Below are 25,074 nucleotides of genomic sequence, written 5' to 3'. Positions count from 1 at the left end.
CCCCTTTCTTTTGTTTTTTTTTGTGGGGGGGGGTGGGGGGGGGGGGGCCCCCCCCCCCCCCCCCCGCCCCCCCCCCCACGCCCTACGACGGATGTCTCTAGGCAAGGAACAGCCAATCTTGCTGGACAACGATAAGGAATAAAGCCATGAAACAGTTACATCGAATCACCCGCACCGATGACACGCACTGGGTAGGAGACGGCTTTCCGGTACGCACGCTGTTTTCCTACAACACGCCGGACGCCGAGGTGAGCCCGTTTCTGATGCTGGATTATGCAGGCCCCGCCGAATTTCCGCCCGCATCGACACCCAGAGGCGTAGGCATGCACCCGCATCGCGGTTTCGAGACTGTTACCCTTCTTTATCAAGGTGAAGTCGAACATCATGATACCGCAGGCCATGGCGGCCTAATCGGCCCCGGCGATGTGCAATGGATGACTGCGGCCAAGGGCCTTCTGCATGAAGAGATGCACTCCGCCGCCTTTACCCGGCAAGGAGGCACCTTTGAAGCGATACAGCTTTGGGTCAACCTGCCCGCCAAATATAAGATGATTGCGCCGCACTATCAGTCCATAACCGATGGCCGGATTCCGGTGGTAAAGCTGGATGACAAAGGCAGTGTCGTGCGGGTGATTGCAGGAGATTATCAAGGCGTTAAAGGGCCTGCAAACACCTATACTCCGATTAATTTATGGGATCTGCGCTTGTCGGCCGGGCAAACTGTTGAACTTGATTTTCCCGAAAATTACACAACGCTGCTGTTTGCCTTGAAAGGCAGCGTAAAAATCAATAATTCAGCAACGATCAACGATGCCGAGCTGGCGTTTTTTGAACGCTTAGGCAAAACGATTACCCTGACCGCGCTCAAAGAGGCCACGCTGCTGATCATGAACGGGGAACCGATTGACGAACCGATAGCCGGTTACGGACCGTTTGTAATGAATACCCAGGAAGAAATCCGGCAAGCCATTGAGGATTTTGATGCCGGGCGCTTTAAGTCATAGCCGATGCCGAGTTGAATCCGTATTTTATTTAACCCTTTCAAATGCGTAACGGACTATTCGGAACACGAGGCCTGAAATTTCTTTGCCTAGCGTTGATATTGGCATTGAACGGCTGCAATCCGGAAAAACAGTGGCAATTGCAGGAGACTACCGGTCATCTGCCGGACCTGCGTTTCTCGCTGATGTCTGACACCGGACAAGCCGTAACCGATCAAACCTATCAAGGCCATCTGGTCATGCTGTTTTTCGGTTTCACGAACTGTCAGGTCGAATGCCCGACCACCCTGTTCCGTTTGACAAAAATAGTGCGTCATTTGGGCGATCATGCAAATCGCACCCGTATTCTATTGGTCACACTGGACTCCGGTCGCGATACCCAACAAGCTTTGCATCGCTACGTGACCGCCTTCGATGCCGGACATGTGATTGGCTTGGCCGGCATCGACAGTGAAATAGAAAATCTCGCAAAACGTTATCGGGCCGCTTATCGTCCTAAAAAACCGGATTCCGACGACATTGTTCACAGTGCGGCGGTTTATGTTTTCGATACCCAAGGTCATGCGCGCTTGCTGGTAACGCCGGATGATACGATTGAAACGGTTGCGAACGATTTGCGGCATCTGCTGGATTCATTGAGGCTGTAGCCAAATGAACCCGCTGCAATGGCTCGTTCCTTGGGAGACATCATTTTTCATTGTCATCGTAACAGCCGTTACAGCCATGCTATTTATTAGGGGCTGCTTGAGATGTCGGCTCCTCTTTCGGCAAAAACTATACTTTGGAGCCGGTCTGTTATCGATGTATATCGTCACCCATACCCAGGTCGACTATTATGCCGAACATGCGTTTTTCGTTCATCAATTCCAGAGTCTCGTGCTTCATCACTTGGGTCCGTTTTTCATCGTACTGGCCAGCCTAAAGATGTGCTGTCGGCAGCTATACAGTCTGATTACGGTTTCTTTTGCAGCGCACGTCGTAACGATGATACTTGGCGCGTCGTCACCGGAGAGGCCTGATTACCCCAGCTATTGCGAATAAAGCTAAGTACTTCGGCAATTTGCCGGTCGGAAAACTTTTCCGCAAAACCGGGCATTTCCTGATGTTCCTGCCCGGCTTTCGCTTGTGCAGTCTTGCTGCCTTCAAGTAACAGATGAATCAATGAGATAGCATTTTCGGAAAGAACGATCGAATTTCCTGCGAGTTTCGGGAATTTACCCGGTTCGCCATGTCCAGTTACCTTATGACATTTCGCGCAGAATGACTGGTAAAGACCTGCGCCGGGATACTCCATCTCGCCGGTTACCATTGCTGACATCTTCCTGGAAACGCTTGGCGTGTCCGGTTTATACGCGGGCTTTTCGCCGTGAGCGGGAAGAGACTTTAAGTAGTGAGCGATCGCATTCAGATCGTCTTTATGTAAATATTGTGTGCTGTTTTCGATGACATTAGTCATGCTGCCAAAGACTGCTATCTGGTTGCTGTGACCTGTTTCCAGAAACGAAACGATGTCCGCTTGGGACCATCGCCCCAAACCGGAAGCGGGGTCTCCGGTAAGATTCGCTGCAAACCAGTTATCCACCACAGCGCCGCTTAAATACAGCGGAGACGATTCTGAATAGGCTTTTTCCTGGAAGGCCAGGCCGCGCGGCGTATGGCAGGCGCCGCAATGACCTAAAGACTGCACCAGATAGGCACCGCGATTCCACTGAGCATCGCGGTCAATATGCGGTTTAAAGCGCTTATGTTTGACAAAAGCCGCGTCCCAGAAAATCAGACTCAAGCGTATATTGAAAGGGAAAGGCAGTTTCGTTTCGGGAGGCTTATGGTTGACAGGCGCCACCTCATTCATGAAATAGGCGTAAAGCGCACGAATATCGTCATCCGTAATAGCCGTGAACGATGGATAAGGCATCGCCGGGTACAGGCGCCTGCCGTCCTTGGTAACGCCGTTTCGGACGGCGCGACTAAAATCGTCCAAGCTGTAGTTGCCGATGCCGGTGAGCGGGTCCGGGGTAATATTCGTCGAGTAAATTATTCCGAAAGGCGAATTGAGCGGCAGTCCTCCGGCGAACGGCGGAGATTGCGGTCCGGCCGTGTGGCAGGCCACGCAGTCGCCAACCCTGGCCAGATAAGCTCCCCTGCTAATGTCCGCCGAGTCTGCTTGCTGCGCCACGGCAAGGCTCGATAATAATGCCGCGCAGGCGCAGGCTGCGATCTTGACGGTCGTCCGATTTAAGAGAGCCCTGAAGGCGAAGATTATTAAAACCATGAGCTGCATGGCGGCACCAGCAAAATTACGCAGATGTTGAAGATAATTGCAACGATGAAGATGAAACTCGACATTGCGCTTAATTTCACTAAAAATCGGTTTCTATTTTCGCCAACTGACTTAGCGTCAGATTGCCGCCATGAGGTCCATGCAACCAGTCCGGACAGGAGAGCTACCGCGAAGCAGGCAATGCTGATTATGGCCAGTATTACAGGCAACCCCTCCCAGATCGGCGCAGTCAGAGGCATCCGGTAGGGATAGCAGGCATGGGCGGCAAGCGGCTCACTCAAAAACAGTTGCGTTATCCAGGCGACAGGCGCGCCGAACAGACCCACTGCTATTTTTATCATACTCACCTGGCCATGACGTGGGGCAGGTGGTTCAATAGACGAAGTGTTGTGTAAAAGGCTCATCGTCTGTTCTAGTAAAGATATGGTGATAGATACAAGGTTGTAAATACAAACAGCCAGACCACGTCGACAAAGTGCCAGTACAGCCCGCCAATGGTAACGGCCGCATAGCGTCTGTGATCAAAATAACCGAGCGCTATCCAAAGCAGCAGCACCATCAGAATGACCAGACCCACGATCACATGAAGCATATGGAATCCGGTAATGGTGAAGTACAGCGATCCATACAGATTCGATGTCATATCGTAGGTAAGTTTGCTCCATTCATTAAGCTGAATGACCACGAAGCCAATGCCAAGAGTGACCGCCAACGCCATCGATACGAGGCTCCAGCGTAGTAGCGAGCGCTGAATGCAGCGCTCGCACGCCCAGACGAATGCACTGCTGGCGAGCAAAATCACAGTATTCACGCCCGGCATGACCAGCATGGGCAAACCCTCAGGCGGCCAGTGCTGCTCCGATTGAGATGCCAAGTAAAAGTAGGTAAACAGCAGATAGCCGAACAGGGAACCTTCGGTGACAATCAGCGCCAGCACTCCCCACCAGCCGCCGGCTCGTTTGCCGTCGCTGCCTACCGGCAGTGCTTTGGCGATTTGTATTGCTTCAGCCATGGACGGTCTCCTTATCGTGTTTGTTGTCCGGCACACGCTGGACCAGGGCTTTTCTCGGCCACATCCATACCGTCAGCGACAGGCTGCAAGTCAGAGCCATCAGCACCGTAAAATCCCGCCAATGCAGCAACAAGCCGACGAAAACCAAGGCACTAAACAGCCCGAGAAAGAAGGGGGTATAGGAATCTTCCGGCATTTTGAGAATGATGTCCGGTTTGGCATCGAGCGGCGTCGTGCCTATCGTTTCCCGTCCTTCCATCAGCAAATAACCTTGATCAAGACTGGAACGGCCGGCGCTTTCATCAAGCCGTTCCTCCCATAACGGATGTCGGCTGGCGACAAACGGAATGACCGCAAAGTTGTAAGCGGGCGGCGGCGATGGCACAGCCCATTCCAGCGTCGGCGCATCCCAGGGATTCGAAGTCGCCGGCACGCCGCGCTTCAGACTGACAAGGATGTTGACCAGAAATATCAAGATACCGGCAGCAAAAACAAACGATCCGACCGATGTGAGCATGTTGACCGTAGTCCAGCCCATATGCGGCGCGTAGGTGTATATTCGGCGCGGCATACCCAACAGGCCAGCCAGGTGCATCGGGAAGAAGCCCAGATTGAAGCCGATGAACATGACCCAGAAACTCCATTTGCCGAGCGTTTCATTCATCATGCGGCCGAAAAATTTGGGAAACCAGTAATAGATTCCGCCGACAACCGGAAATACATTGATGCCCAGCAACACATAATGCAAATGGGCGACGATGAAGTAGGTTTCGTTCAGCTGAAGATCCAGAGGCACCGCTGCCGTCATCACGCCCGAAAGTCCGCCGATAACAAAAAGAATAACAAAACCGGCGAAAAACAGGAACGGCGTATTGAACACCGGACGTCCCAGCCAAATGGTCGCCAGCCATGCGAATACGGCGACGGCGCTCGGGATCGAAATCACCATGCTGGCGGCACTGAAAAACGACAGCGCAAGCGTCGGCAAGCCGGTTGCGAACATGTGATGTATCCAGACGCCAAAACCCAGCAGCATGGTCGCCATGGTTGCAAGCGCAACCGCCGAGTATCCGACCAGCGGACGTCGGCAAAAGGTAGGCAGCGCGTCGGATACGATACCCATCGCGGGAAGCACGACCGCATAAACCCAGGGATGCCCGAACATCCAGAACAAGTGTTGCCAAAGCAGCGGCTTACCGCCATTCAGTACATCGAAGAAATGCGTACCCAATTGGCGGTCCATCCACAGCAGAAAAAAGGCGAGACTGACCGAGGGAATAGCAAAAATGTTGGCGACCGATGCGGTCAGCGTTCCCCAAACGAGGATCGGCACCCGGTCGATCGACATGCCGGGGGCGCGCATCCGAAATAACGTGACAATGAAATTGATAGACCCGACGGTTGTGGAAATCCCCAGCAACACCATGCCGAGCGCGTAGACATCGATGTTGGGGCCGGTGTTATAGTCCTGTCCGGAAAACGGCACGTAGTTGAACCAGCCTGCGTTCGGCGCCTCTCCCAGAGGAAAGCTGGCGTAGAGAAATATACCGGCAAACAGGAAAATCCAGTACGAAAGAGCGTTAAGACGCGGGAACGCCATATCCCGCGAACCCAACATAAGCGGCCATAAATAGTTGGAAAATCCCGACAGTATCGGCAGCGAGTACAGAAAAATCATCGTCACCCCGTGCATCGTGAACAGTTGGCTGTACTGCTCCGGCGTCAGCAGGGTCTGGTCCGGGCGTGCGAGTTGCAGACGCATGATCAGCGCCTCGACTCCGCCCATCAGCAAAAAAATAAAGGCGGTGACAAGATAACGCATCCCTATGGTTTTATGGTCAATCGTCGATAACCAGCCACGCCATCCGGGAGCCGATTCCCATAGTTCGGCGAGTCTTCTTTCGGCAGGCGATCCGATCGGCGCGAATCCCACCTCGGGCACACGACTGAGGCTGGAGTCAGGGATACTTTGATCGACATCTTTCATGAGTGGCTCTCCTTAGTTAAGTGTCGATAAAAATGCCGACAGCGCGTTAAGCTCCGTCGCCGTTAGCGCCATGCTGGGCATGCGCGCACCCGGTTTTAGGTCCTGGGCATGAGTAATCCATTGCGCCAAATGATCCGGGGTATTGGTTAACAATCCGGCGGCAATCAGGCGGCGCGAGTTCAGATGCGTCAAATCGGGTGCATGGGCGCCCACGGCCTCGGTTCCCCGGATGGCATGGCAACCGGCGCAACGATCCAGAAACAGACTTTTTCCCGCATTAATGCCGGCAGTCATTTCGGCTTCTCCACGCTGGGCGTCTTGCCATGTCCTAAATTCATCCTCGCTTTGCGCAACAATTTCCAAACTCATGTGTGCATGCTGGACCCCGCAATATTGCGTACATTGCCCGCCATAAACGCCCTCGACATCGGCCTGGATCCATTGCTGATTGGCCAGACCCGGAATCATTTGGGTTTTTCCGGCCAGCATCGGCACCCAAAACGCATGAATAACATCTGCGCTTTTCAGCTTGACCAGAACAGGCTGGCCGACCGGGATATGGATCTCGTTTGCGGTCACAAAGCTGCGGGTCGGATCATCATCTTCATACTCGACCTTCCACCACCAGTCGTAGCCGGTGACAGTCAGCTTCAGCGCCGGAGCATGCGTTGGCTTTGCGATCGCATTGAGCGTAATCAGTGTATAAATAGCCAGCGCGAACAAAATGCAGGTGGATACGCCGGTTCCGATATAGATCCAGGGCATCCCTTCATCTTCGCGGCCGATTGAACGGGGATCTTCAGCAGGGCGTTTACGAAAAACAGCCCCGACCAGCAGCAGTGCGATGATAACGAAGATTGCCGCCAAAAGCGCGACAAACACCCATCCCAAATACATCGTGGGCGTTGAGGCCGGGCCGTAACTATGTAAAAAATAGTTAAGCGGAGCGACTTCGTTTTCAGATGATGCGGCGGAGGCAGGCGCAGCCGCGAGGGTACATAAAAAAAATGCGTAATTGCCCGCGACGCCACGGAGAAATCCGGATTCGGAATTGTTCATTTATTTTTCCTGTCCCTATCCAAGCGGTTGTTAGGCTGATTGCTTCTTCGCTACTTCCGCAACATGAGCCCCCTGGAAACGGGCGATTTTCAGTTCGTTCTCCGACGGTTGCCGACTACCATCGACCCCGGCAAGCGTGCTCGCTCCATAGGGCGATCCGCCGGTAATTTCACTCATGTTCAGGATCTCCTGGCAGGAATAGGGAACGCCCACGATGATCATGCCCTGATGCAACAAGGTGGTATGAAACGAGGTGATCGTGGTTTCCTGTCCGCCATGCTGAGTAGCCGTGGACGTGAACACGCTGCCGACCTTGCCGATCAAGCTGCCGTTCAGCCACAACCGGCCGGTTCGGTCGAGAAAATTGCGCATCTGCGCGCACATGTTGCCGAAGCGTGTCGGCGTGCCGAAAATGATGGCGTCGTAGTCCGGCAACTCATCCACCGTCGCGATCGGCGCAGCCTGATCGAGTTTGGCTCCGGCCTTTCGCGCCACGTCTTCCGGCACCAGATCGGGAACGCGCTTGATGATGACCTCGGTGCCTTCAACATTACGCACGCCTTCAGCCACCGCTTTCGCCATGGTTTCGATGTGGCCGTACATGCTGTAGTAAAGAACCAGAACTTTTGCCATAGTGTATCTCCTCATTGCCTACGGTCTTGCAGTGAGCCTGACTTAAAGCTAACCACGCACGGCCCAGGAAAACCCAAAAATGAGAAATGGCCGCGCGCCGGTTAAGCGTCATGTCGGGCATTTATGTTGGCTATGAGCTACCGACAGCTGGAGTGCAGGCTTCGCCTGTAAGCGCAAGCGAAGCTTGCACTCCCGTTACAATGAGTTGCTTTCAATACATATAGCCTTTTATTTCACTCTGACCCCTGATTATTCCGGCACAGATCGGTAATATTCAGATAATCCTAAACGCTTTAATCATGCGCCGCGAGCGGGTGATGCTGCACGTTTTCCTGGGCGATCGCTTCGGCAGGCGTCGGCTCTCCTGCGACAGCGCGTTTGATCGCCAATTTAGTGGCCTCGTAATTCCAGTCCTGGATTTTATTGTTGTCCTTGGCATCCCAGTGGATAAAAACACCGACGCAAATAAATATATCATCGGCTTCTTCCAGGGGAATTACACCCTCTTTGACGCTATCGACCACCGCTTTGGCCACGCCCCGTTCTGCAGGTCCGAACATTTGGGTTGCCTGTTTCTCGTTCTTGATTTCGACTTTGTTGAACATGACGGTATTAGGCTTAGCCATAAGATTGGGCGCGACCAGCGCCAGTAGGGAATTATCGCCCCGTTTCTGATTGGTCAGTGTGATACAAAATGCAAGTTCTGCGGCGCTGCCTCGCGGCCCCATGATCAGGTCGATATGGGCTAATTCATTACCCTCACCTACCAGAGCTTCACTTACCAGTACTTTATCGATTTTTGGCATTTTCATGTTGGTTTCTCCTGTTGAGATTTCGAATCAATCAATTCTTGAATTCATATGAGTGCTAGTTGATGGCTGTATTTTGATACAAGAACAGCCACTGACAGCCAACGCAATAGCCGTATAACGTAAAGCTAACCGGACGCGGATCACGAAAACTCAAAAATAAAAAAATGGTTTCATGGCCGCGCTTCGGACAAGCACAATATTAGGCATTTAATTTACTCCGCCCTCAATTATTCCTATCAGGTCACCCGCTGGGATAGCTCCATCGGAACGGCCTTTACGATAGGCATGGAAGTCGTCAACGCCGCCGACCACGGTTTTGTTGCCGCTGAACGAATACATACTTCTATGTCCATCGATAATGCCCCGACGAAAATGTTATTTAGTCTGGTTTTTCATGCTGTTTAACCTCTCTGAATTAAGCCGTGAAAAGCTCACCCATAAGCTACGTAGCACCCCGCGCACTATTCTGGCGGCTATTGGCGAGAACAAATGAAATATCTTCCGTTTCGATTAATTTAATGCCGCTATACCCGCGTCTGAAAATTTATAACATGTGAATAAAATCAATAATATTCGTATCACTACCTATATCGGCACCCGCATTAACGTCCAACCGATAAGGCCAGACGACCTTCATTGACCAATTCGATCCTCGTGCCCAGCGACCGGCTTTCCCTGTCCAGGACTTGCTGCAACCAGCGAATATCATCGGGATGTGCGTAACTCAAGCGGAAACGTCTTATTTGCATGGGCGTCATGGTCAAACTGACCAGATTTCCTGTTGCCAAGTCCAGGGTCACAAAATACATCAAGGTCAAATCGCCCCGGAATTCCTCGTATCCTGTAATGCCTTCGTAGTCGTTCAGAAAGTCGCCGCAGCCGAACAGGATCGGTTTGCCCTTGTAGACCTCGATACCCTTGGGATGGTGCGATGAGTGGCCATGCACGACGTCCACCTGGGCCTGGTCTATCAATCGGTGCGCAAACTCCCTTTGCGCGCTTGAGACACTGTAACCCCAGTTTCCGCCCCAATGAATCGAAGCCACCACCCAATCGCCTTGCTGCTTAAATCCTGAAATCCGCTTGGCGATGCGGCGCACCGTGTCCCCGGACAAGTCCGGCAGTAAACTCACGCCGGACTTGTCGATGCGAGCGCCCCAAGCCCAAGGAATACCGCTACTTTCGTCGCCGAAACCGAATACCAGCACGCGTCCTTTCCCTGCCACCTCGATAATCGCCGGCGCTTCGGCTTCTGAAAGGTTTCTGCCCGCCCCCGCGGCCTTGAGGTTCGCAGCGGACAAAGTGTCTAAAGTCTCCGTCAACCCGTCATAACCCCAATCCAGAACATGATTGTTGGCCAGAACGCAGCAGTCGATCTTCGCCGCAGCAATGCAGGGGATGTTCCTCGGCTGCATCCGGTAATTGATGTCTTTGCCGGGCCAAAATTCCGGGCTGGCCGTCACCGCTGTCTCAAGGTTAATGATGCGGACGTTGGGGTTAGCGCGCCGAAGTTCTTCAAGCGCATCCCCCCAGATATAGGCAAAATCAACCGGTTTCGAAATAGGGCCGTTGACTTCCTCCGCGAGCTTCACATAACCCTTGGCGGAAGTCATATAAGGTTCATGAATCCGCGGATTGCCGGGGTACGGCAGCACCTGGTCGATACCCCGGCCGGTCATCATATCGCCGCACAGAAACAGCGTAATTGTTTGGGGCTTGCGAGAAGCGGCCTGAGATAAAAGGCTTGGATCTGGAATCATTTCATTTCTCCCTCACTGAACGCTGGTTCCCAAGCTCCAGCTTGGGAATTCGGTATGGGAAGCTCCAGCTTCCCGTCTCACGAAGCTGGAGCAGTATTTCTTAACTTCTGATGTTATGCATTGTCCACGAAAAGCACGAAAGGCACGAAAAATTAGCAACGTAGCTACGTAGGCCGGAATAAGCCGGCTCAAGCGATAGCGAGAACCGGCGTTTCCGGCACTCCGATTGTGCCGGAAACGCCCACCCTGGCTGACGCCGGGCGGGCTTATTCCGGCCTACATCGGAGTCATTCAGGCATTCATCCCAAATGGCGATCTTGAACAGACTTGTTGTATAACGTGAGCGCCGGAGCATAGGAACGATGTGTTTTAACTATTTTCGTGCTTTTCGTGGACCACGCTTTTTTTATCATGTCCGTGCGTAACATCAGTTAACTTGATAACAGTGCCCCGCTAGGCGACCTTCAAGCAAGCGATTGAGTTCAGCTTTACATGAAGCTTACTTCATAAAATCAACGGGCAACATACGTTTATAAACTAATGAGGTAAGTATTTATAAGTATTCATTATCCGAACAGATCGGTATATGCTTCATTAAAGTTTTATAGCAACGATGCGATGCGTATGAACAAGAAAACCATCTTGAAACTGCCATTTGAAAACCGGATCCAGGCCGGACGCCTGCTGGGAGAGGCGCTGGCTGGATATGCAAAGCGCCCGGACGTGATCGTCCTCGCCCTGCCCCGTGGCGGAGTTCCGGTGGGATTCGAGGTCGCCCGGATGATCGGCGCGCCGCTGGACATCATGCTGGTGCGCAAGCTGGGAACGCCAGGCCAGGAGGAATTGGCGATGGGCGCAATCGCCAGCGGCGGCGTATGCGTGCTGAACCCGGATATAATAGCGGTCCTCGATATCAGCCAAGAGGACATTGAGGCTGCCTCAGCAACAGAGCGGCACGAATTGGAACGGCGCGAGCGGGCTTATCGAGGGGATCAGCCTCCTCCCGCGATAGAAAATCACTGCGTGATTCTGGTGGACGACGGCCTGGCCACCGGGGCTAGCATGCTGGCCGCCGTCGCCGCGTTGAAGCAACAAAAGCCCGCCTCCATCGTGGTCGCCGTACCCGTAGCCCCGTCTGATACCGTACAGCGACTGCAAGAGGAAGCCGATGATGTGGTCTGCTTGGCAACGCCAGAGCCGTTTTCGGCCGTCGGCCGCTGGTATCGGGAGTTTCCGCAGACCAGCGACGATGAGGTCAAGTCTCTTTTGGCGCGCGCCTGGGCCAAGAAACCCAGCCCTAAACTTAACGGAAAAAGCCATGACTAATCCCGTATCCCCGGCTTCTATCGACGTCAGCATAACATTTAAAGACTTCTCTCTTCCCGGCCTCCTCGCTGTTCCCGAACATTCGAAGGGCCTTGTGGTGTTCGCCCACGGGAGCGGCAGCAGTCGGTTCAGCCGGCGTAATCGTTTCGTGGCCGAAATCTTGAACGAGGCCGGGATTGCCACATTACTTTTCGATCTGTTGACGCCGGAGGAGGAAGACATCGATCAGAGCACCCGTGAATTTCGCTTCGATATCGATCTGTTGACCGATAGGCTGATCGACGTGATCGACTGGGTGAGCCTGAAAACGGCGACAGCCGCGCTCCCGATCGGGTTGTTCGGAGCCAGCACCGGCGCGGCCGCGGCGCTGGGTGCCGCCGCTGCACGCGCCGACAAGGTGGCTGCTGTGGTCTCGCGCGGCGGACGTCCGGATCTGGCCCTGCCGCATCTTTCAAAGGTCAAAGCGCCTACGCTGTTGATCGTGGGCGGGGAAGACACCGTCGTGATCGAACTCAACCGGCAGGCGGCCGCGCAACTGCCGATTGAACACCGCCTGGAGATCATTCCCGGCGCCACCCACCTGTTCGAAGAAGCAGGCAAATTGGAACAGGTGGCGAACCTCGCCTGCGCTTGGTTCCTGCACCATTTTTCCGGCTCATGAATCCCGACGCGCTTCGGCTGTTTGCGCTGAGTGAAAGCCGTGCTCTAGGGGAAAGCATTGGTGCATCCCTCGGTTTGCCTCTGAGTGCGCACGAGGAAAGAGACTTCGAGGACGGCGAGCATAAGACTCGACCTCTGGAAAACGTGCGAGGCTGTGAGGTGTTCGTGATCCAATCGCTGTACAGCGAGCCGGGGAAAAGCGTCAACGACAAGCTTTGCCGCCTGCTGTTTTTCATCGGCGCGCTAAAAGACGCTTCGGCGCGATCGGTGACCGCCGTCCTGCCCTACCTGGGTTATGCGCGCAAGGACAGGAAAACCAAAGCGCGGGATCCGGTCACCACCCGCTACGTGGCGCAACTGCTGGAAGCCGTGGGCACCGACCGGGTAGTGACCCTCGACGTGCATAACCTCGCCGCTTTTCAAAACGCTTTTCGCTGCCCGACGGATCATCTGGAAGCCAAGAATCTGTTCGTCGAGCATTTTGCAGCACGGGTCCTAGACCTTGAGATGGTTGTGGTCTCACCCGACATTGGCGGAGTCAAACGGGCGGAACAGTTTCGGGAGGCGCTGAGCCTCCGTCTGAACAGGCCGACAGGCAGCGCCTTCATGGAGAAGCAACGCAGCGCCGGAATCGTCAGCGGCGAAGCGTTGGTGGGCGACGTCAAAGGCAAAGCCGCCATCATCATCGACGATATGATCAGCACTGGCGGCACGATCTCGCGAACTGCGCTCGCTTGCCGAAAACAGGGCGCGCAAAGCGTCCATGCCGCCGCCGCCCACGGCATTTTCGTGGGTAAGGCCGATCAAGTCGTGGCCGATCCCGCGCTGGACAGCCTCGTGGTCACCAATACGCTGCCGCCTTTCCGGCTCGACTCGGAACTCGTGCGTAACCGGCTGACAGTGCTGGATGCCGCGCCGCTGTTCGCGGACGCCATTCGATGCATCCATAACGGCGGTTCCATCGTAGACCTGCTGGGGGAGGAATAAAGGCATACATGAACTTAGAAAAATCATTTTATCCACGAAAAAGCACGAAAAGCACGAAAATATTCAAAGAGATACCAAATTGTATATCATCACCCAAAGAGTGAAAGGCTGTGCAATACAACATACCGATTTCCTTTCGTATCTTTCGTGTCTTTCGTGTCTTTCGTGCTTTTCGTGGACTACTGCGGTTTTTAGTTAACCTCTAAGCAAATATCGCTCTGCCAAGTCGAGATAGGTTTGGGCGAGGCGTAGCCAACGCTGATGATCCTGCACCTGGTGGTCGGCGATGTGCCAGACGGCGATCTTGGCGCGCAAGCAGGCGCGGAAAACCTTGTAAAATCCTATCAGCTCAATAGGACAAGTATCGCCGACCGCTTCGCGATAGTGACCTAGAATCTCCTCACCGATGTGGCTCGCACCGAGACGCTCGCATTCCATGGACAAATATGCCAGTTCATCCATAGGATCTAGGATGCGAAACTCCCGGTTGAATTCCAGGCAATCGATGATCACCGGCGGAGCTGTCAGGCAGATGTGCTGCGGCCTGAGGTCGCCATGCGCATCAATGATGCGCCCATCCCGCGCCCGCTGTTCAAGAAGGCCACCCTGTTCCGTCAGAAACTGCCTTTGTGCTGCCTCAAGACGATCCAGCAGCGCCTTGGGCAAAGCGTACCGGCTGTCACGCAACTCGATCAGATTGCTCTGAATGTCTTCCTCGAAGCGACGCCGGTATTCGGCCGGGCTGATAAATAAGGAATGAGAAAATCGATAGAAATCGGCCAGCACCTGACTGATATTTTGCACGTCCTCGGCATCGACCGTTCCTTCGAGGATCGCCGCATCAAGCATGCGGTCGGCGGGGAGGCGGCGCATCTGCACCAGCCAGTCCACCACCCGGCCTTCGCCGTCCAGCTGCAAGCTTCCATCTCCTTGTATTGTGAGCGGCACAGTGTCGAGATAAACCTGCCCGGCCAACCGCCGGTTGAGGCTTACTTCCCATTCGCAGTCTTTTTGCCTGGCTTCTAAGGTGCTAAAGTCCAGGAAGTCATACCGGACGGGCTTCTTCAGCTTGTAGGCAAAGTTTTCGGTCAAAAAGACGCAGGACATGTGGGTTTCGACGACCTCGATGCGCGTCGGTCTGTCTGGATAGTTATCCGGTTGTCTGAGAAAGGCTATCTTTTCTTCGATATGCATCAGTAACCACCGCTGTTAGTCCATATTTCAGCCCAGCCCCCAAACTCACCCGAACGAACCGGTCGGATATAGCGGATCTGGGCAGATTTAACGGCCACCTGTTGGTGGAACGATGTTAACGGGCAACAGGAGTTCTTTATGTTGAAAGTCGTATTGTTCCAATAACACGTTGTTTGGTCCCAACGGGGCTAATGGGTCCGCCTGAAATGTGAGTGAGGCAAGCTTATTTCTTTCCCCGGCCTTCAGATGGATCGGTTGGGGGAGCGGAAGGAGGGACAGTCCCGTATCAAGTTGAAAAGCCGATAACACATAAGTCACATCGACATCCGGGCCAGCTAATGAACTTACGAGAATAGGCAGTGTTGCCATGTTGCCCTGGGCAATGTTCAACGGCGTGGCTACGAAGGCCGTTAATACGTCCACTACGAAAAATGATAAGCCCACCTCGATGGGCTGCCAATTATCGCCCTGGATGATTAACTTTCCCGTAAATGTTCCCTCGTTGGGCGCCGTGTAGGCCACGCGCACGAGCAAATCCTGGCCTGCTTTCACGGCCAGTGGCTTCACTCCGTCGGAGGAATGCCCTCGCGGTTCGAGCAACTTGATTTGTTTTTGGGGGCCTTTGTGTCCGTGGGATAACTTCCGTGGATCGGCTACTTCGGTTACCCACTCCAAAACGGTTACATCCCTAACCATGAAGTGCGAAGTATCGCCTATAATGTGAGCGGCCACTGTTGTGTCCGCCGGCACATTCGTAATATGAACGCCGCCGGCAAAATTGATGAGTGTATAAAGGCCGTCCGTCGTATCCGAGGCAATATCAGGTCCCGAGGAGTTGGCCTGGACGCCGCTAAAGTCCAGCTCCTCAGGGCTGTACGAAACAATAATACTCATATAATTACCTGTTTGGGTGATGAAACACAGAACAATAACGCTATGGTCTAAATTTATGATACTCGCATCATAGGATGTAGTTAAATACGGATAACTACTTATTTTTCAATGCCGTAACAGAACACTGCTTAACCATTCAAGCTGTTGCAGTATGTTCGGCGTCGACGTTTTTTCATAATCAGCTTGCAATAAGGATTGTCAAAAGAATCACAGAATCCTCCATACCTTTAAGCGAATGCGGCTCTCCTGCTACAAGGTAGAGCAATTGACCGGAATGTAATTCTTGTGTTGTCCCCATAGCAGTAAGCTCAATCTTCCCTTGAAGGCATTGAACGACTATAGGCCCTGATACCTTGTGATTTGGATATTCTTTGCCTTTTGGTATTACAAGGCGCGCTAATTCTATTTCACCTGTTTTTATGATGGCCTTTGTTTTTTCGTTGGGTAAATCATCTGCCCAACTAGCAAGGTCAACAATTTCTCCGGGAGCCGCATGATGTGTTGCCATGGTTACCATCCTTCATTTTCAAAAATGAATTTAATTTTAATTTATGCACTAGCTTATTTATTTTAACTTTACAGGTATGATCCAATCCGATGGCGCGAGGCAGGCAGCATCCTTGCAGGCCTGGGCGCGGACGAGCAGGCGGATATTTTCTGCGTTTCCCGGAAGCGTCACCTTCACCGGAATGCTCACTTTCCCTTCATAAACGTTGATGTCGCCCAGCGGTGTAGTCATAGCCTGCGCCTCGGGATAGGTAGGCTTCACTTCCGCCTTGCCGGAATCCTCGCGTACATCAACAGAAGTGGAAATCAAAAAATCGAAACTCGCGGGATTGGCATTGACATGCCAGCCTTGGGCAATGTCCAGCACCGCCGTAACTGTGAGGCTATTGCCCTCGCGCTTCGGTTCCGACGCACTGACCTTCACATACGCTTTGGTTTCCATCGCCCCCTTTTTGATAACCGCTTCATCCGGTTGCTGTGCGGCCTTCGCTGCCGGTGCCAAATGATTCAGCCTCAGCAAGGCATGTACCATATGCGTATAGGCCCTCGGGTTCTCGGTGATGACCTGCCCGAAGGCAATAAGCAGCGCTTCGGCCTGCTGTTTCCATTCTGCATCGCCGATAATTTCATAAAGATCGAGCAAGGCCTGAGCCATCACCGCGTTACCGGAGGGAATGGCCGAGTCCATGGCGTTTTTCATCCGCACCAGCAGCTGCTCGCTGCCATCGGTGAAGTAATACCCGCCATGTTTCTCATCCCAAAATAGCTGCTTGGCCTTCGCCGCCAGTTCCTTGGCTGCTTGCAGATAGCTGTCCTCTTTGGCCGCGCGATAGATAGACACCAGCCCCTGAATCATGAAAGCATAATCCTCAAAATAGGCCGCAATCTCGGCCTTGCCGTCACGCCATGTGCGATACAGCGCCCCGTCTTGTTTCCGCAGATTAGACAGAATGAAATCGGCTGCGCGGCGGGCGGCATCGGTATATTCCGGCTTTCCTATGCGCTGTCCGGCGCGGGCGAACGCATCAATCATCAGTCCGTTCCAGGACGTGATGATTTTGTTGTCAAGATGCGGCAATTTGCGCTTGTCCCGCGCTTCCCGCAGCGCGGTCATCACGGCCTGCTGTTTATTAACCGTATCCTCGTAAGACAGTCCTTTCTCTATCGCACTCCCCGAAAGCGGTTGATTCAGATACAGCACCCTGCCGTCCTCATGCTTATGGCCGGGAATCTTAGGTATCTCTGCCAATCCGTAATGTTGCACAAGCCATGCGCAGGAATCCGCATCCAGGGCCACATACAGCTCCGCATCCGTCCATGCGTAATACGCGCCTTCCACGGCGTCAGTCTCGGCATCAAGCGCAGAATAGAAACCACCGTCCTTATCTGTCATCTGCCGGAGCGTGAAGTCGAAAATCCCTTCGGCGACGGCACGGTCGTCGGGCTTGTCGGAAAGCGCGTAAAGCTCAGTATAGGCTCGCCCCAGCAGCGCCTGATTGTAGAGCATCTTCTCGAAATGCGGGATGCGCCATTGTGCATCGGTGGCGTAGCGATGGAACCCGCCGCCGACATGGTCGTGTATCCCGCCCGCTGCCATTTTCTCCAGCGTACCGCGCGCCATCTCCAGGCACGTGTTGTTGTTGGTCAGGCGGTAGGCCTCAAGCAGGAACAGCAGTGCGTCTTCATTGGGAAACTTCGGAGCCTGGTAAAACCCGCCCAGCCGGTTGTCGTAATAATCGCTGAAATGGCTGATCAGCGCCTCCACCAGCCGGCTGCCGGGAAGCGAGCTGCTTTGGGCATTGTTTTCCTGTTGTTTGATCTGGATGATGGCGCTGGCCAGCCGCTCGGCCTGCGCTTTAAGGGCTACCTGATCCTGCATCCATACGTAGTGGATCTGCTCAATGAGCGACGTGAAGTCCGCCGGCGGGAAATAGGTGCCGGCGTAAAACGGCTTGAGATCGGGCGTGACAAATACGTTGTTCGGCCAGCCGCCGCTGTGCGTCATCATCTGGGTGGCCATCATGTAGAGTTCATCCACGTCCGGGCGCTGCTCCCGGTCGATCTTGATGCTGACGATAGACTCGTTCATCAATTTGGCGATCTCTGGATTCTCAAAGATCTCCCGTTCCATTACATGGCACCAGTAGCAGGTGGAATAGCCGATGGAGAGCAGAATCGGCTTGTTTTCCGTCCGCGCCTTGGCAAACGCTTCCTCGCCCCACGGATACCAGTCAACCGGGTTATGCGCGTGCTGGAGCAGATACGGGCTGCTCGAATCAATTAGCCTGTTTGTAGCGGCATGCGTCGAAATAGAAAAAGTCAAAATCCCTCCAAATTAAAGCCAGTGTATTTTCCAAGATTAAAGATTCTTATGGGACTCACAGAATAACTCAGGCAGCTTGTCGCCAAACAGCAAGGTCGAAGCTTCGCTAGCAGAGGCATTGTTTTTCCGGCAGGTTCAAAGATAGCTACGGACACTGCAAAAAATATCCACGCCTTTTTGGCGATTTCATGTCGGTTTCTCCTATTTTCTTATCTAAGTTGAAGGTTGTGTTTTGATAGGAGATCAACAGCCACTACAGCCGATTCAATAGCTATCTAGAGTGCTTTTCATATGAAAATAAACGTGGCACGCCTCGATCTGTGGATTGAGCCTCGAAAGGCTCACCCATAAAAAGCTAAGTCGAACCTACGCACACCGCTTTGTTGGCTATCGGCGAGAATAAATGAAATATTCCCTGATCTGGATAGTTCAAAGTCGATAGACCCTCGTCAGGAAATTTATAACATCTGAATAAAATCAATAATATTCGTATCACTACTTATATAAACATCAGTTACTTCATCGCTAAGTCTTGGCCGTTGCTTGATCCTAAAAAAGCGGTTAACCAAAACATTATAAATTGAACCGTATGAATTACTTAGGTTAAGCCATGGTATTGCCCGTTAAAATTATTCACACCAAATGGTGTGGGCATTGTAGGGGCGACCGGCCGGTCGCCCCTACGGTAGCTCGCAACTATCAAATCTAACTGCTTCTTTTAGGTTGATTGTGGCTGAGAGTGCAACAGTCTGGTTTGAATATGATAAAAACATAGGCTATTTAACTTGCGAGTAGACGACGCGGACGGCGATCTCACGCTCGACAGACTCCTGAGCAACGATCACATCATCGTTATCGCGTTCCAGTGAGTAAACCAATAGGTATGTCTACATATTGTATAAATCATTTTTTTTATCTAGCCTGTATTTAATTCTTCCATACGTCACTGTTCATCCTGAGCTTGTCGAAGAATTAAATCAGCGATTTCTTAGGGAAAATCATCATTGAGGTAGAAAAATGACCAAAATTATTTGCGTACTTTACGACGATCCGATTGACGGCTACCCAAAATCCTATGCTCGCGATGCGATACCGGAGATCAAAGTTTATCCAGACGGTCAATCCGCTCCTACTCCCAAGTCCATCGACTTCATCCCCGGCCAGATGCTGGGCAGTGTTTCCGGCGAATTGGGTCTGCGTCGCTATCTGGAAAGTCTGGGACATACGCTGGTGGTGACTTCCGACAAAGACGGTGAAAACTCGCGCTTGGATCAGGAACTGCACGATGCCGAAATCGTCATCTCCCAACCTTTCTGGCCGGCCTATCTGACCGCGGAACGCATCGCCAAAGCGCCGAAATTGAAACTGGCGCTGACCGCAGGCATCGGTTCCGACCATGTCGACTTGCAGGCGGCGATGGCAAACAATATTACCGTCGCCGAAATCACCTACTGCAACAGTATCAGCGTTGCCGAACATGTGGTGATGATGATTCTAAGCCTGGTGCGCAACTACATTCCATCCTACCAGTGGGTTGTCAAAGGCGGCTGGAACATCGCCGACTGCGTGGCGCGTTCCTACGACCTGGAAGGCATGGAAGTCGGCACCGTCGCTGCAGGCCGCATCGGTCTGGCGGTGCTGCGCCGCTTAAAACCGTTCGATGTTAAATTGCATTACACCGATCGCCATCGCCAACCGTCTGACGTCGAGCAGGAATTGAACCTGATCTGGCACCCCGATGTTGAATCGATGGTACGGGTTTGCGATGTCGTGACGATCAATTGCCCATTACACCCGGAAACCGAACACATGTTCGATGATGCCTTGCTGGCCAAGATGAAACGCGGCGCTTACATCATCAATACCGCCCGCGGTAAGATCTGCGACCGCGACGCTATCGCCCGGGCATTGGAAAGCGGCCAGCTGTCGGGTTATGCGGGCGATGTCTGGTTCCCGCAACCTGCGCCGAAAGATCACCCGTGGCGGAGCATGCCTCATCACGGCATGACGCCACATATTGCCGGTACCAGCCTGTCCGCGCAGGCCCGCTATGCCGCCGGCGTTCGGGAGGTGCTGGAATGCTGGTTCGAAGGCCGGCCGATCCGCAACGAGTACCTGGTGGTCAACGCAGGTAAATTGGCAGGTGTCGGCGCCCATTCCTACAGCGAAGGCAATGCCACCGGCGGCTCCGAAGAAGCCGCAAAGTTCAAGCCATAGTCGCTGTGCCTTAGTAACTGATGTTACGCATGGATGGTTTTTGTCCCGTATGCCGCGCCGCGCCGAGCACCGGAGCTTTTGTCGAGAATAGCCCGTTAGGGGGGCGGCATGTATGCCGCACGTCAGTAGAAGGGCAGGAACCCCTTCTACTGACCCTCGACAAAAGCGAGGAGCGCAGGAAATAAGCGGCAATCGGGTCGCCTTTTCTTTGGTTACTTTCTTTTCGACTGCATGGATGCAGGAGGTAGAGCAACGCAGGAGCAGTTGCCGAGGCGAAGCAAAAGAAAGTAACTTGCCTTCGGGTGCGAGAACCCGATTCAAATAATCGTCGTGGTAGCGACACTTTAATAATAAAAATGTTAATAGCAGTCTAAATTCGAATAACTGCGTAACATCAGTTAGTAAACAGGATTATAGCCAAGCATCTGGTTACACCGGTGTTAATTGTCTTCACCGGCGGTGGCATTAGGAAGTCACTCTACAAGGATCGCCTTGTTTAACCCAGCGTCGATAGAAAAAAGCTGCTACCGTCTATGTATCGCCCGTAGATTGCAAAATGCTAACCTTCTGTCAGGGAATGCGTTGACACATCACCTTGCTACTAGTTAGGTCATATGAAATATCTGATGCTATGCGGGAGTAAAAAGCCATGGGTAAAAACGTAACTCAGAAGCTGGTCGAAAGTCACTTGGTCGAAGGTCGCATGATATCCGGTGAAGAGATCGGCTTAAAAATCGATCAAACACTCACCCAGGACGCAACGGGCACACTGGTCATGCTGGAATTTGAGGCGATGGGCATTCCGCACATACGAACCGAACTTTCCGTCCAGTATGTAGATCACAACCTCCTGCAGGAAGACTTTAAAAACGCCGACGACCATCTGTTTTTGCGTAGTGCGTGCAAGAAGTTCGGCCTTTGGTACAGCCGTCCCGGTAACGGCGTAAGCCATCCCGTGCATATGGAGCGCTTCGGCGTGCCGGGAAAAACCTTGTTAGGCTCGGACAGCCATACCTGCGCGGCCGGTTCATTGGGGATGCTGGCAATTGGTGCGGGAGGCCTGGAGGTGGCGATGGCGATGGCGGGGGAGCCGTTTTACTTCAAAATGCCGAAAACATGGGGTGTCAAACTGGTCGGGGAAATGCCCGACTGGGTGAGTGCCAAGGATGTGATTTTGGAAATGCTGCGCAGGCACGATGTGGGCGGCGGGATTGGCAAGATTGTCGAATATTACGGCCCCGGATTGAGATCCCTGACCGCCATGGACCGGCATGTGATCGCTAATATGGGGGCCGAACTGGGCGCCACCACATCGGTATTTCCATCGGACGATACGGTCATGGCGTTTTTGAAAGGCCAGAGGCGCGAACAAGCCTTTCGGGAAATTCTCGCAGACCCGGATGCGGAATACGACGAATACGAAGAAATCAACCTGTCGGAGCTGGAGCCTTTGATTGCACTGCCCAGCAGTCCGGGTAAAGTGGTGCCGGTGCGCGAGGTCGCGGGCCTGGAAATCTACCAGAGCTATATCGGATCATCCGCTAATCCCGGGCTGCGGGACTTTGCCATTGCGGCCATGATTGTCGACGGCAAACAGGCGCACGACCGCGTTTCATTCGACGTCAACCCCACGTCCCGGCAGATATTGGAGAACATGACGGCAACCGGCATACTGGGAAAGCTCATCCATGCAGGTGCTCGCCTCCACCAAGCCGGTTGCGGCGGCTGTATCGGCATGGGACAGGCTCCGGCTACGGGCCGCATTAGCCTGCGCACCGTTCCCCGGAATTTCCCCGGCCGCTCGGGCACCAAGGAAGATCAGGTGTACTTGTGCAGCCCGGAAACCGCCGCCGCCTCGGCCCTGACCGGAGTGATCACCGATCCGCGTACGCTAGGCATGGAGTACCCCCGTTTCATGGCGCCCGAAACGGTGCTCCTCAATACCGAGATGCTGGTCCCACCCGTACAGGAAGGCGAACTGTATGACCTGGAGAAAGGCCCCAATATCAAACCACTGCCACAGTTAGAGCCGCTGCCCGATATACTCGAAGGACCGGTGCTATTGAAAGTGGGAGATGATATTTCCACGGACGAAATTATGCCGGCCGGAGCCAAGGTGCTGCCTTTTCGCAGTAATATCCCGGCAATCAGCCGGTTTGTTTTCAACCCGATTGACGAAACCTACTACGAAAGAGCTATGGGCTATCAGAAACTGGGCTCATTCGTTGTTGGCGGCAGCAATTACGGACAGGGTTCGAGCCGCGAGCACGCGGCATTAGCCCCCCGCTATTTGGGAGTCAAGGCAGTCATCGCAAAAAGCTTTGCCAGAATACATTTGCAGAATCTAAGCAACTTCGGCATTTTGCCCCTGATATTTGCCAATCCGGATGATTGGAACAAGATCGCCCAAGGCGACAGGCTTTCAATTCCCGATGTGCGCAATGCCATCCGCCAGGGAAATAGCGTCAAGGTGATCAACCTGACCAAGAACGAGACCTATGAGACCGAGCATCAGATGACGCAATACCAGGTAGAAATGGTGCTGGCGGGTAGCCTGATCAATCTGGTTAAGCAAAAAGCGTCGTAACTACTCAGCAAATCGAAAATCGCGCTTGCTCCCCTCTCCTGATGGACGACTGCAAGGATGCAGGAGGTAGAGCAACGCAGGAGCAGTTGCCGAGAGGGTTGGGTGAGGGGAAAATTAAATAAGGAAGAGACTTTATTTAATTCCCTCATCCCATATATGGACTCCTCGATTATTGCAAGATAAGTTTTCATTGTGATGTCATCAACAGAGATCATGATTGCAACCATATATCCGGTCTCTTGAAAGAGGTTTTATTACCTCAGGACTCCTGATGAATCTATCCGCGCACTTTCACCTCAACCAACCTACCGATTTCAAAGAATCTCTGGGCTGAACGGGTTATGAAAGCACCGGTTTGACCTGTTTATGTCATCAAATACTGTTAACTTGCCTTAGCAATTCTGTTTTACTCGGTTTAACTCTTAAAAGTCTGTGGAGGGTTATCCACGCTTTGTTCGCTGACGGAGAGCCCTTCTCTCTCGCTCGTAGTCAGTGGGCAAAGGGTGGATAACCCGGTTTTTTTCATGGCCTAGGCGACCAACGCTTCATAGGCTTTGTTTTTGTTCGCCATCGCCCATAATATCCGCGCATTTTTATTGGCGAGAGCGACCGCGGCTTTATTAAAACCGCGCCGTGCCATTAAGGCTTGTAGCCATAAGCTCAGCTTATCGTTTTTTTTCGTACAGTTTTTTAACACGGATCGAGCGCCATGAATCAGTAAGGTACGGATATAACGGTTCCCGCGTTTACTGATGCCCAGATAAACCTGTTTATCGCCGCTACTGTGCTGTCTAGGGACAACACCTAAACTGGCGGCATAATCTCGACTGCTTTCATAGCCCTTGCCGCTATCGCCAATGTCGGCGGCTACAATCGTTGCCGTCACCGGTCCAACGCCTGGCACTGCGAGAAAACGTTTACTGAGTTCGTTGGCGTTGCATAAGCGGTTTATCCGTAGATCCTGAGCTTTAATTTCATCATCCAGCGCCTTAAGTTTTTCGTATTGCTCCGCAAATAATTCACGACTTAAGACGGTTAAGCCATTTTCAGCATCTTCCAATATCAAGGGTAATTGCTGTCTAACCTGCGTAATACCTTTGTTGATAATAATACCTCTTTCACTCAACAAGCCGCGTGTTTGGTTAACTAGCGCAGTACGTTTATCAACCAGCTCTTTGCGAATATTATGAACCAGTTGTATGTCTTGCTGTGCAACGGTTTTTATCGCTACCACGCGTTTGTTCGGGCGAGTGACCGCATCATAGATAGCGGCCGCATCGTTAAAATCGTTCTTATTGCCAACAACAAAGCTTTTGACATAGCGCGCATTGAGCAAGATGACCTCATGACCAAGCTTGGTCAGTTCTCTAGCCCAATGGTGAGCGCTTCCAAACGCTTCTATGCCAATAATACTGACTGGATAGTTGACAAAATACGCCAGTAATTCACTGCGTTTGAGCTTCTTTTTTATCATTTTTCCATCAGTTCCCTGGGTAAACAGGTGGAAAATATGTTTTGCTATATCTAAACCAATTACGCTATTGTTCATGTCGGACTCCTCATTACACCGTTTAAAAATTGCCGGTGCATTTTAAACTGCGCCAGGATGAGTGAGGAGTCCATATCATCAACCTAATCATGTCGGACTGTCCTGTCCGCCACCCTGCGGGCAAGTGCAAATCCGCTCCCGGCGGATTTGTCCCTGAGGGCATAGCTATCTACACAAGTCACATTAGGAAATCCTGAGCTGTTTCTTGCAAAGCGGCAAGCTCCTCATGGGAGTAACAATCCAACACCTCCTGCATAGAAAGGAATATCCATAATCCTGCCAACA

The 25,074-nt window shown here is 52.8% G+C and carries 23 protein-coding genes; 9 read left to right on the top strand and 14 right to left on the bottom strand.

From position 1 onward, the window contains the following. Positions 1 to 146 precede the first annotated feature (146 nt). From RW114_RS14070 to RW114_RS21010, 3 genes are read left to right on the top strand one after another with little or no spacing between them, the layout of a single operon-like run. Complete coding sequence (locus tag RW114_RS14070; RefSeq protein WP_340123387.1) at positions 147 to 1,004, top strand: pirin family protein; 858 nt, start codon at positions 147 to 149, stop codon at positions 1,002 to 1,004. 41 nt (positions 1,005 to 1,045) lie between these two features. Beyond that, positions 1,046 to 1,648, top strand: coding sequence for an SCO family protein (locus RW114_RS14065; RefSeq protein ID WP_340123386.1), 603 nt, complete (start codon positions 1,046 to 1,048; stop codon positions 1,646 to 1,648). A 4-nt stretch (positions 1,649 to 1,652) separates the two neighbouring features. Then, complete coding sequence (locus RW114_RS21010) at positions 1,653 to 2,042, top strand: cytochrome c oxidase assembly protein (protein ID WP_422614819.1); 390 nt, start codon at positions 1,653 to 1,655, stop codon at positions 2,040 to 2,042. On the opposite strand, the gene RW114_RS14060 is transcribed toward RW114_RS21010, so the two are convergent. The 8 genes from RW114_RS14060 to RW114_RS14025 form a co-directional block, all read right to left on the bottom strand. Then, positions 1,954 to 3,282 carry a c-type cytochrome gene (locus tag RW114_RS14060; protein ID WP_340123385.1) on the bottom strand — a complete coding sequence of 443 codons (1,329 nt, stop codon included), beginning with the start codon at positions 3,280 to 3,282 and terminating at the stop codon, positions 1,954 to 1,956. The genes RW114_RS21010 and RW114_RS14060 overlap by 89 nt on opposite strands. Then, positions 3,264 to 3,623, bottom strand: a complete 360-nt coding sequence (locus RW114_RS14055; protein ID WP_340123384.1) for a hypothetical protein — start codon at positions 3,621 to 3,623, stop codon at positions 3,264 to 3,266. The genes RW114_RS14060 and RW114_RS14055 overlap by 19 nt, the downstream gene beginning before the upstream one ends. Before the next feature lie 71 nt (positions 3,624 to 3,694). After that, positions 3,695 to 4,294, bottom strand: a complete 600-nt coding sequence (locus tag RW114_RS14050; protein WP_340123383.1) for a cytochrome c oxidase subunit 3 — start codon at positions 4,292 to 4,294, stop codon at positions 3,695 to 3,697. Further along, complete coding sequence (ctaD, locus tag RW114_RS14045) at positions 4,287 to 6,281, bottom strand: cytochrome c oxidase subunit I (RefSeq protein ID WP_340123382.1); 1,995 nt, start codon at positions 6,279 to 6,281, stop codon at positions 4,287 to 4,289. The genes RW114_RS14050 and ctaD overlap by 8 nt, the downstream gene beginning before the upstream one ends. A gap of 12 nt (positions 6,282 to 6,293) precedes the next feature. Continuing rightward, positions 6,294 to 7,340 (bottom strand): cytochrome c oxidase subunit II, encoded by a 1,047-nt coding sequence (coxB, locus tag RW114_RS14040; protein WP_340123381.1) that lies wholly within the window; start codon positions 7,338 to 7,340, stop codon positions 6,294 to 6,296. Between the two features lie 30 nt (positions 7,341 to 7,370). After that, positions 7,371 to 7,973, bottom strand: coding sequence for an NAD(P)H:quinone oxidoreductase (wrbA, locus tag RW114_RS14035; protein WP_340123380.1), 603 nt, complete (start codon positions 7,971 to 7,973; stop codon positions 7,371 to 7,373). 293 nt (positions 7,974 to 8,266) lie between these two features. Next, positions 8,267 to 8,779 carry a formaldehyde-activating enzyme gene (gene fae / locus RW114_RS14030; RefSeq protein WP_340123398.1) on the bottom strand — a complete coding sequence of 171 codons (513 nt, stop codon included), beginning with the start codon at positions 8,777 to 8,779 and terminating at the stop codon, positions 8,267 to 8,269. Positions 8,780 to 8,992: 213 nt separating this feature from the next. After that, the gene (locus RW114_RS14025; protein WP_340123379.1) at positions 8,993 to 9,124 is read right to left on the bottom strand and encodes a hypothetical protein; all 132 of its coding nucleotides are present in this window, start codon (positions 9,122 to 9,124) and stop codon (positions 8,993 to 8,995) included. Between the two features lie 19 nt (positions 9,125 to 9,143). On the opposite strand from RW114_RS14025, the gene RW114_RS14020 reads away from it, so the two are divergent. Next, complete coding sequence (locus RW114_RS14020) at positions 9,144 to 9,278, top strand: hypothetical protein (RefSeq protein ID WP_340123378.1); 135 nt, start codon at positions 9,144 to 9,146, stop codon at positions 9,276 to 9,278. 109 nt (positions 9,279 to 9,387) lie between these two features. Here the strand turns inward: RW114_RS14020 and RW114_RS14015 are convergent, their stop codons facing one another. Further along, complete coding sequence (locus RW114_RS14015; protein WP_340123377.1) at positions 9,388 to 10,545, bottom strand: CapA family protein; 1,158 nt, start codon at positions 10,543 to 10,545, stop codon at positions 9,388 to 9,390. Between the two features lie 624 nt (positions 10,546 to 11,169). On the opposite strand from RW114_RS14015, the gene RW114_RS14010 reads away from it, so the two are divergent. Genes RW114_RS14010 through RW114_RS14000 form a run of 3 tightly spaced genes read left to right on the top strand, consistent with a single transcriptional unit; the run spans position 11,170 to position 13,518 of the window. Continuing rightward, complete coding sequence (locus RW114_RS14010) at positions 11,170 to 11,871, top strand: phosphoribosyltransferase (RefSeq protein WP_340123376.1); 702 nt, start codon at positions 11,170 to 11,172, stop codon at positions 11,869 to 11,871. Beyond that, positions 11,864 to 12,532 carry a dienelactone hydrolase family protein gene (locus RW114_RS14005; protein WP_340123375.1) on the top strand — a complete coding sequence of 223 codons (669 nt, stop codon included), beginning with the start codon at positions 11,864 to 11,866 and terminating at the stop codon, positions 12,530 to 12,532. Before RW114_RS14010 ends, RW114_RS14005 begins: the two co-directional genes overlap by 8 nt. Continuing rightward, on the top strand, positions 12,529 to 13,518 hold the full coding sequence (locus tag RW114_RS14000; RefSeq protein WP_340123374.1) for a ribose-phosphate diphosphokinase: 990 nt from the start codon (positions 12,529 to 12,531) through the stop codon (positions 13,516 to 13,518). Before RW114_RS14005 ends, RW114_RS14000 begins: the two co-directional genes overlap by 4 nt. Positions 13,519 to 13,713: 195 nt before the next feature. On the opposite strand, the gene RW114_RS13995 is transcribed toward RW114_RS14000, so the two are convergent. The 4 genes from RW114_RS13995 to RW114_RS13980 form a co-directional block, all read right to left on the bottom strand. Continuing rightward, a complete protein-coding gene (locus RW114_RS13995; RefSeq protein ID WP_340123373.1) occupies positions 13,714 to 14,712 on the bottom strand; it encodes a hypothetical protein in 999 nt (332 codons plus the stop codon). A gap of 87 nt (positions 14,713 to 14,799) precedes the next feature. Further along, positions 14,800 to 15,606 carry a hypothetical protein gene (locus tag RW114_RS13990; protein ID WP_340123372.1) on the bottom strand — a complete coding sequence of 269 codons (807 nt, stop codon included), beginning with the start codon at positions 15,604 to 15,606 and terminating at the stop codon, positions 14,800 to 14,802. A gap of 178 nt (positions 15,607 to 15,784) precedes the next feature. Continuing rightward, positions 15,785 to 16,114: a cupin domain-containing protein gene (locus RW114_RS13985; RefSeq protein ID WP_340123371.1), complete on the bottom strand. Its 330-nt coding sequence runs from the start codon at positions 16,112 to 16,114 to the stop codon at positions 15,785 to 15,787. A 57-nt stretch (positions 16,115 to 16,171) separates the two neighbouring features. Next, positions 16,172 to 18,436, bottom strand: a complete 2,265-nt coding sequence (locus tag RW114_RS13980) for a DUF255 domain-containing protein (RefSeq protein ID WP_340123370.1) — start codon at positions 18,434 to 18,436, stop codon at positions 16,172 to 16,174. 1,017 nt (positions 18,437 to 19,453) lie between these two features. Between RW114_RS13980 and RW114_RS13975 the strand changes: the two genes are divergently transcribed. Beyond that, on the top strand, positions 19,454 to 20,653 hold the full coding sequence (locus tag RW114_RS13975) for an NAD-dependent formate dehydrogenase (protein ID WP_340123369.1): 1,200 nt from the start codon (positions 19,454 to 19,456) through the stop codon (positions 20,651 to 20,653). A gap of 649 nt (positions 20,654 to 21,302) precedes the next feature. Next, complete coding sequence (locus RW114_RS13970) at positions 21,303 to 23,240, top strand: aconitate hydratase (RefSeq protein WP_340123368.1); 1,938 nt, start codon at positions 21,303 to 21,305, stop codon at positions 23,238 to 23,240. A 529-nt stretch (positions 23,241 to 23,769) separates the two neighbouring features. Here RW114_RS13970 and RW114_RS13965 read toward each other — a convergent pair. Further along, on the bottom strand, positions 23,770 to 24,789 hold the full coding sequence (locus RW114_RS13965) for an IS110 family RNA-guided transposase (protein ID WP_340123367.1): 1,020 nt from the start codon (positions 24,787 to 24,789) through the stop codon (positions 23,770 to 23,772). Positions 24,790 to 25,074: the final 285 nt, after the last annotated feature.

Source organism: Methylobacter svalbardensis (genome assembly GCF_037671525.1).
GTDB classification, from domain to species: Bacteria; Pseudomonadota; Gammaproteobacteria; order Methylococcales; family Methylomonadaceae; genus Methylobacter_A; species Methylobacter_A svalbardensis.
This window is presented reverse-complemented; position numbering and strand designations above follow the sequence as displayed.

What these genes read in the sequence shown, in the direction of transcription:
- RW114_RS14070 (WP_340123387.1), top strand. Translation starts at nt 147, where the DNA reads ATGAAACAGTTACATCGAATCACCCGCACCGATGACACGCACTGGGTA.
- RW114_RS14065 (WP_340123386.1), top strand. Translation starts at nt 1,046, where the DNA reads ATGCGTAACGGACTATTCGGAACACGAGGCCTGAAATTTCTTTGCCTA.
- RW114_RS21010 (WP_422614819.1), top strand. Translation starts at nt 1,653, where the DNA reads ATGAACCCGCTGCAATGGCTCGTTCCTTGGGAGACATCATTTTTCATT.
- RW114_RS14060 (WP_340123385.1), bottom strand. Translation starts at nt 3,282, where the DNA reads ATGCAGCTCATGGTTTTAATAATCTTCGCCTTCAGGGCTCTCTTAAAT.
- RW114_RS14055 (WP_340123384.1), bottom strand. Translation starts at nt 3,623, where the DNA reads ATGATAAAAATAGCAGTGGGTCTGTTCGGCGCGCCTGTCGCCTGGATA.
- RW114_RS14050 (WP_340123383.1), bottom strand. Translation starts at nt 4,294, where the DNA reads ATGGCTGAAGCAATACAAATCGCCAAAGCACTGCCGGTAGGCAGCGAC.
- ctaD (WP_340123382.1), bottom strand. Translation starts at nt 6,281, where the DNA reads ATGAAAGATGTCGATCAAAGTATCCCTGACTCCAGCCTCAGTCGTGTG.
- coxB (WP_340123381.1), bottom strand. Translation starts at nt 7,340, where the DNA reads ATGAACAATTCCGAATCCGGATTTCTCCGTGGCGTCGCGGGCAATTAC.
- wrbA (WP_340123380.1), bottom strand. Translation starts at nt 7,973, where the DNA reads ATGGCAAAAGTTCTGGTTCTTTACTACAGCATGTACGGCCACATCGAA.
- fae (WP_340123398.1), bottom strand. Translation starts at nt 8,779, where the DNA reads ATGCCAAAAATCGATAAAGTACTGGTAAGTGAAGCTCTGGTAGGTGAG.
- RW114_RS14025 (WP_340123379.1), bottom strand. Translation starts at nt 9,124, where the DNA reads ATGTATTCGTTCAGCGGCAACAAAACCGTGGTCGGCGGCGTTGACGAC.
- RW114_RS14020 (WP_340123378.1), top strand. Translation starts at nt 9,144, where the DNA reads ATGCCCCGACGAAAATGTTATTTAGTCTGGTTTTTCATGCTGTTTAAC.
- RW114_RS14015 (WP_340123377.1), bottom strand. Translation starts at nt 10,545, where the DNA reads ATGATTCCAGATCCAAGCCTTTTATCTCAGGCCGCTTCTCGCAAGCCC.
- RW114_RS14010 (WP_340123376.1), top strand. Translation starts at nt 11,170, where the DNA reads ATGAACAAGAAAACCATCTTGAAACTGCCATTTGAAAACCGGATCCAG.
- RW114_RS14005 (WP_340123375.1), top strand. Translation starts at nt 11,864, where the DNA reads ATGACTAATCCCGTATCCCCGGCTTCTATCGACGTCAGCATAACATTT.
- RW114_RS14000 (WP_340123374.1), top strand. Translation starts at nt 12,529, where the DNA reads ATGAATCCCGACGCGCTTCGGCTGTTTGCGCTGAGTGAAAGCCGTGCT.
- RW114_RS13995 (WP_340123373.1), bottom strand. Translation starts at nt 14,712, where the DNA reads ATGCATATCGAAGAAAAGATAGCCTTTCTCAGACAACCGGATAACTAT.
- RW114_RS13990 (WP_340123372.1), bottom strand. Translation starts at nt 15,606, where the DNA reads ATGAGTATTATTGTTTCGTACAGCCCTGAGGAGCTGGACTTTAGCGGC.
- RW114_RS13985 (WP_340123371.1), bottom strand. Translation starts at nt 16,114, where the DNA reads ATGGCAACACATCATGCGGCTCCCGGAGAAATTGTTGACCTTGCTAGT.
- RW114_RS13975 (WP_340123369.1), top strand. Translation starts at nt 19,454, where the DNA reads ATGACCAAAATTATTTGCGTACTTTACGACGATCCGATTGACGGCTAC.
- RW114_RS13970 (WP_340123368.1), top strand. Translation starts at nt 21,303, where the DNA reads ATGGGTAAAAACGTAACTCAGAAGCTGGTCGAAAGTCACTTGGTCGAA.
- RW114_RS13965 (WP_340123367.1), bottom strand. Translation starts at nt 24,789, where the DNA reads ATGAACAATAGCGTAATTGGTTTAGATATAGCAAAACATATTTTCCAC.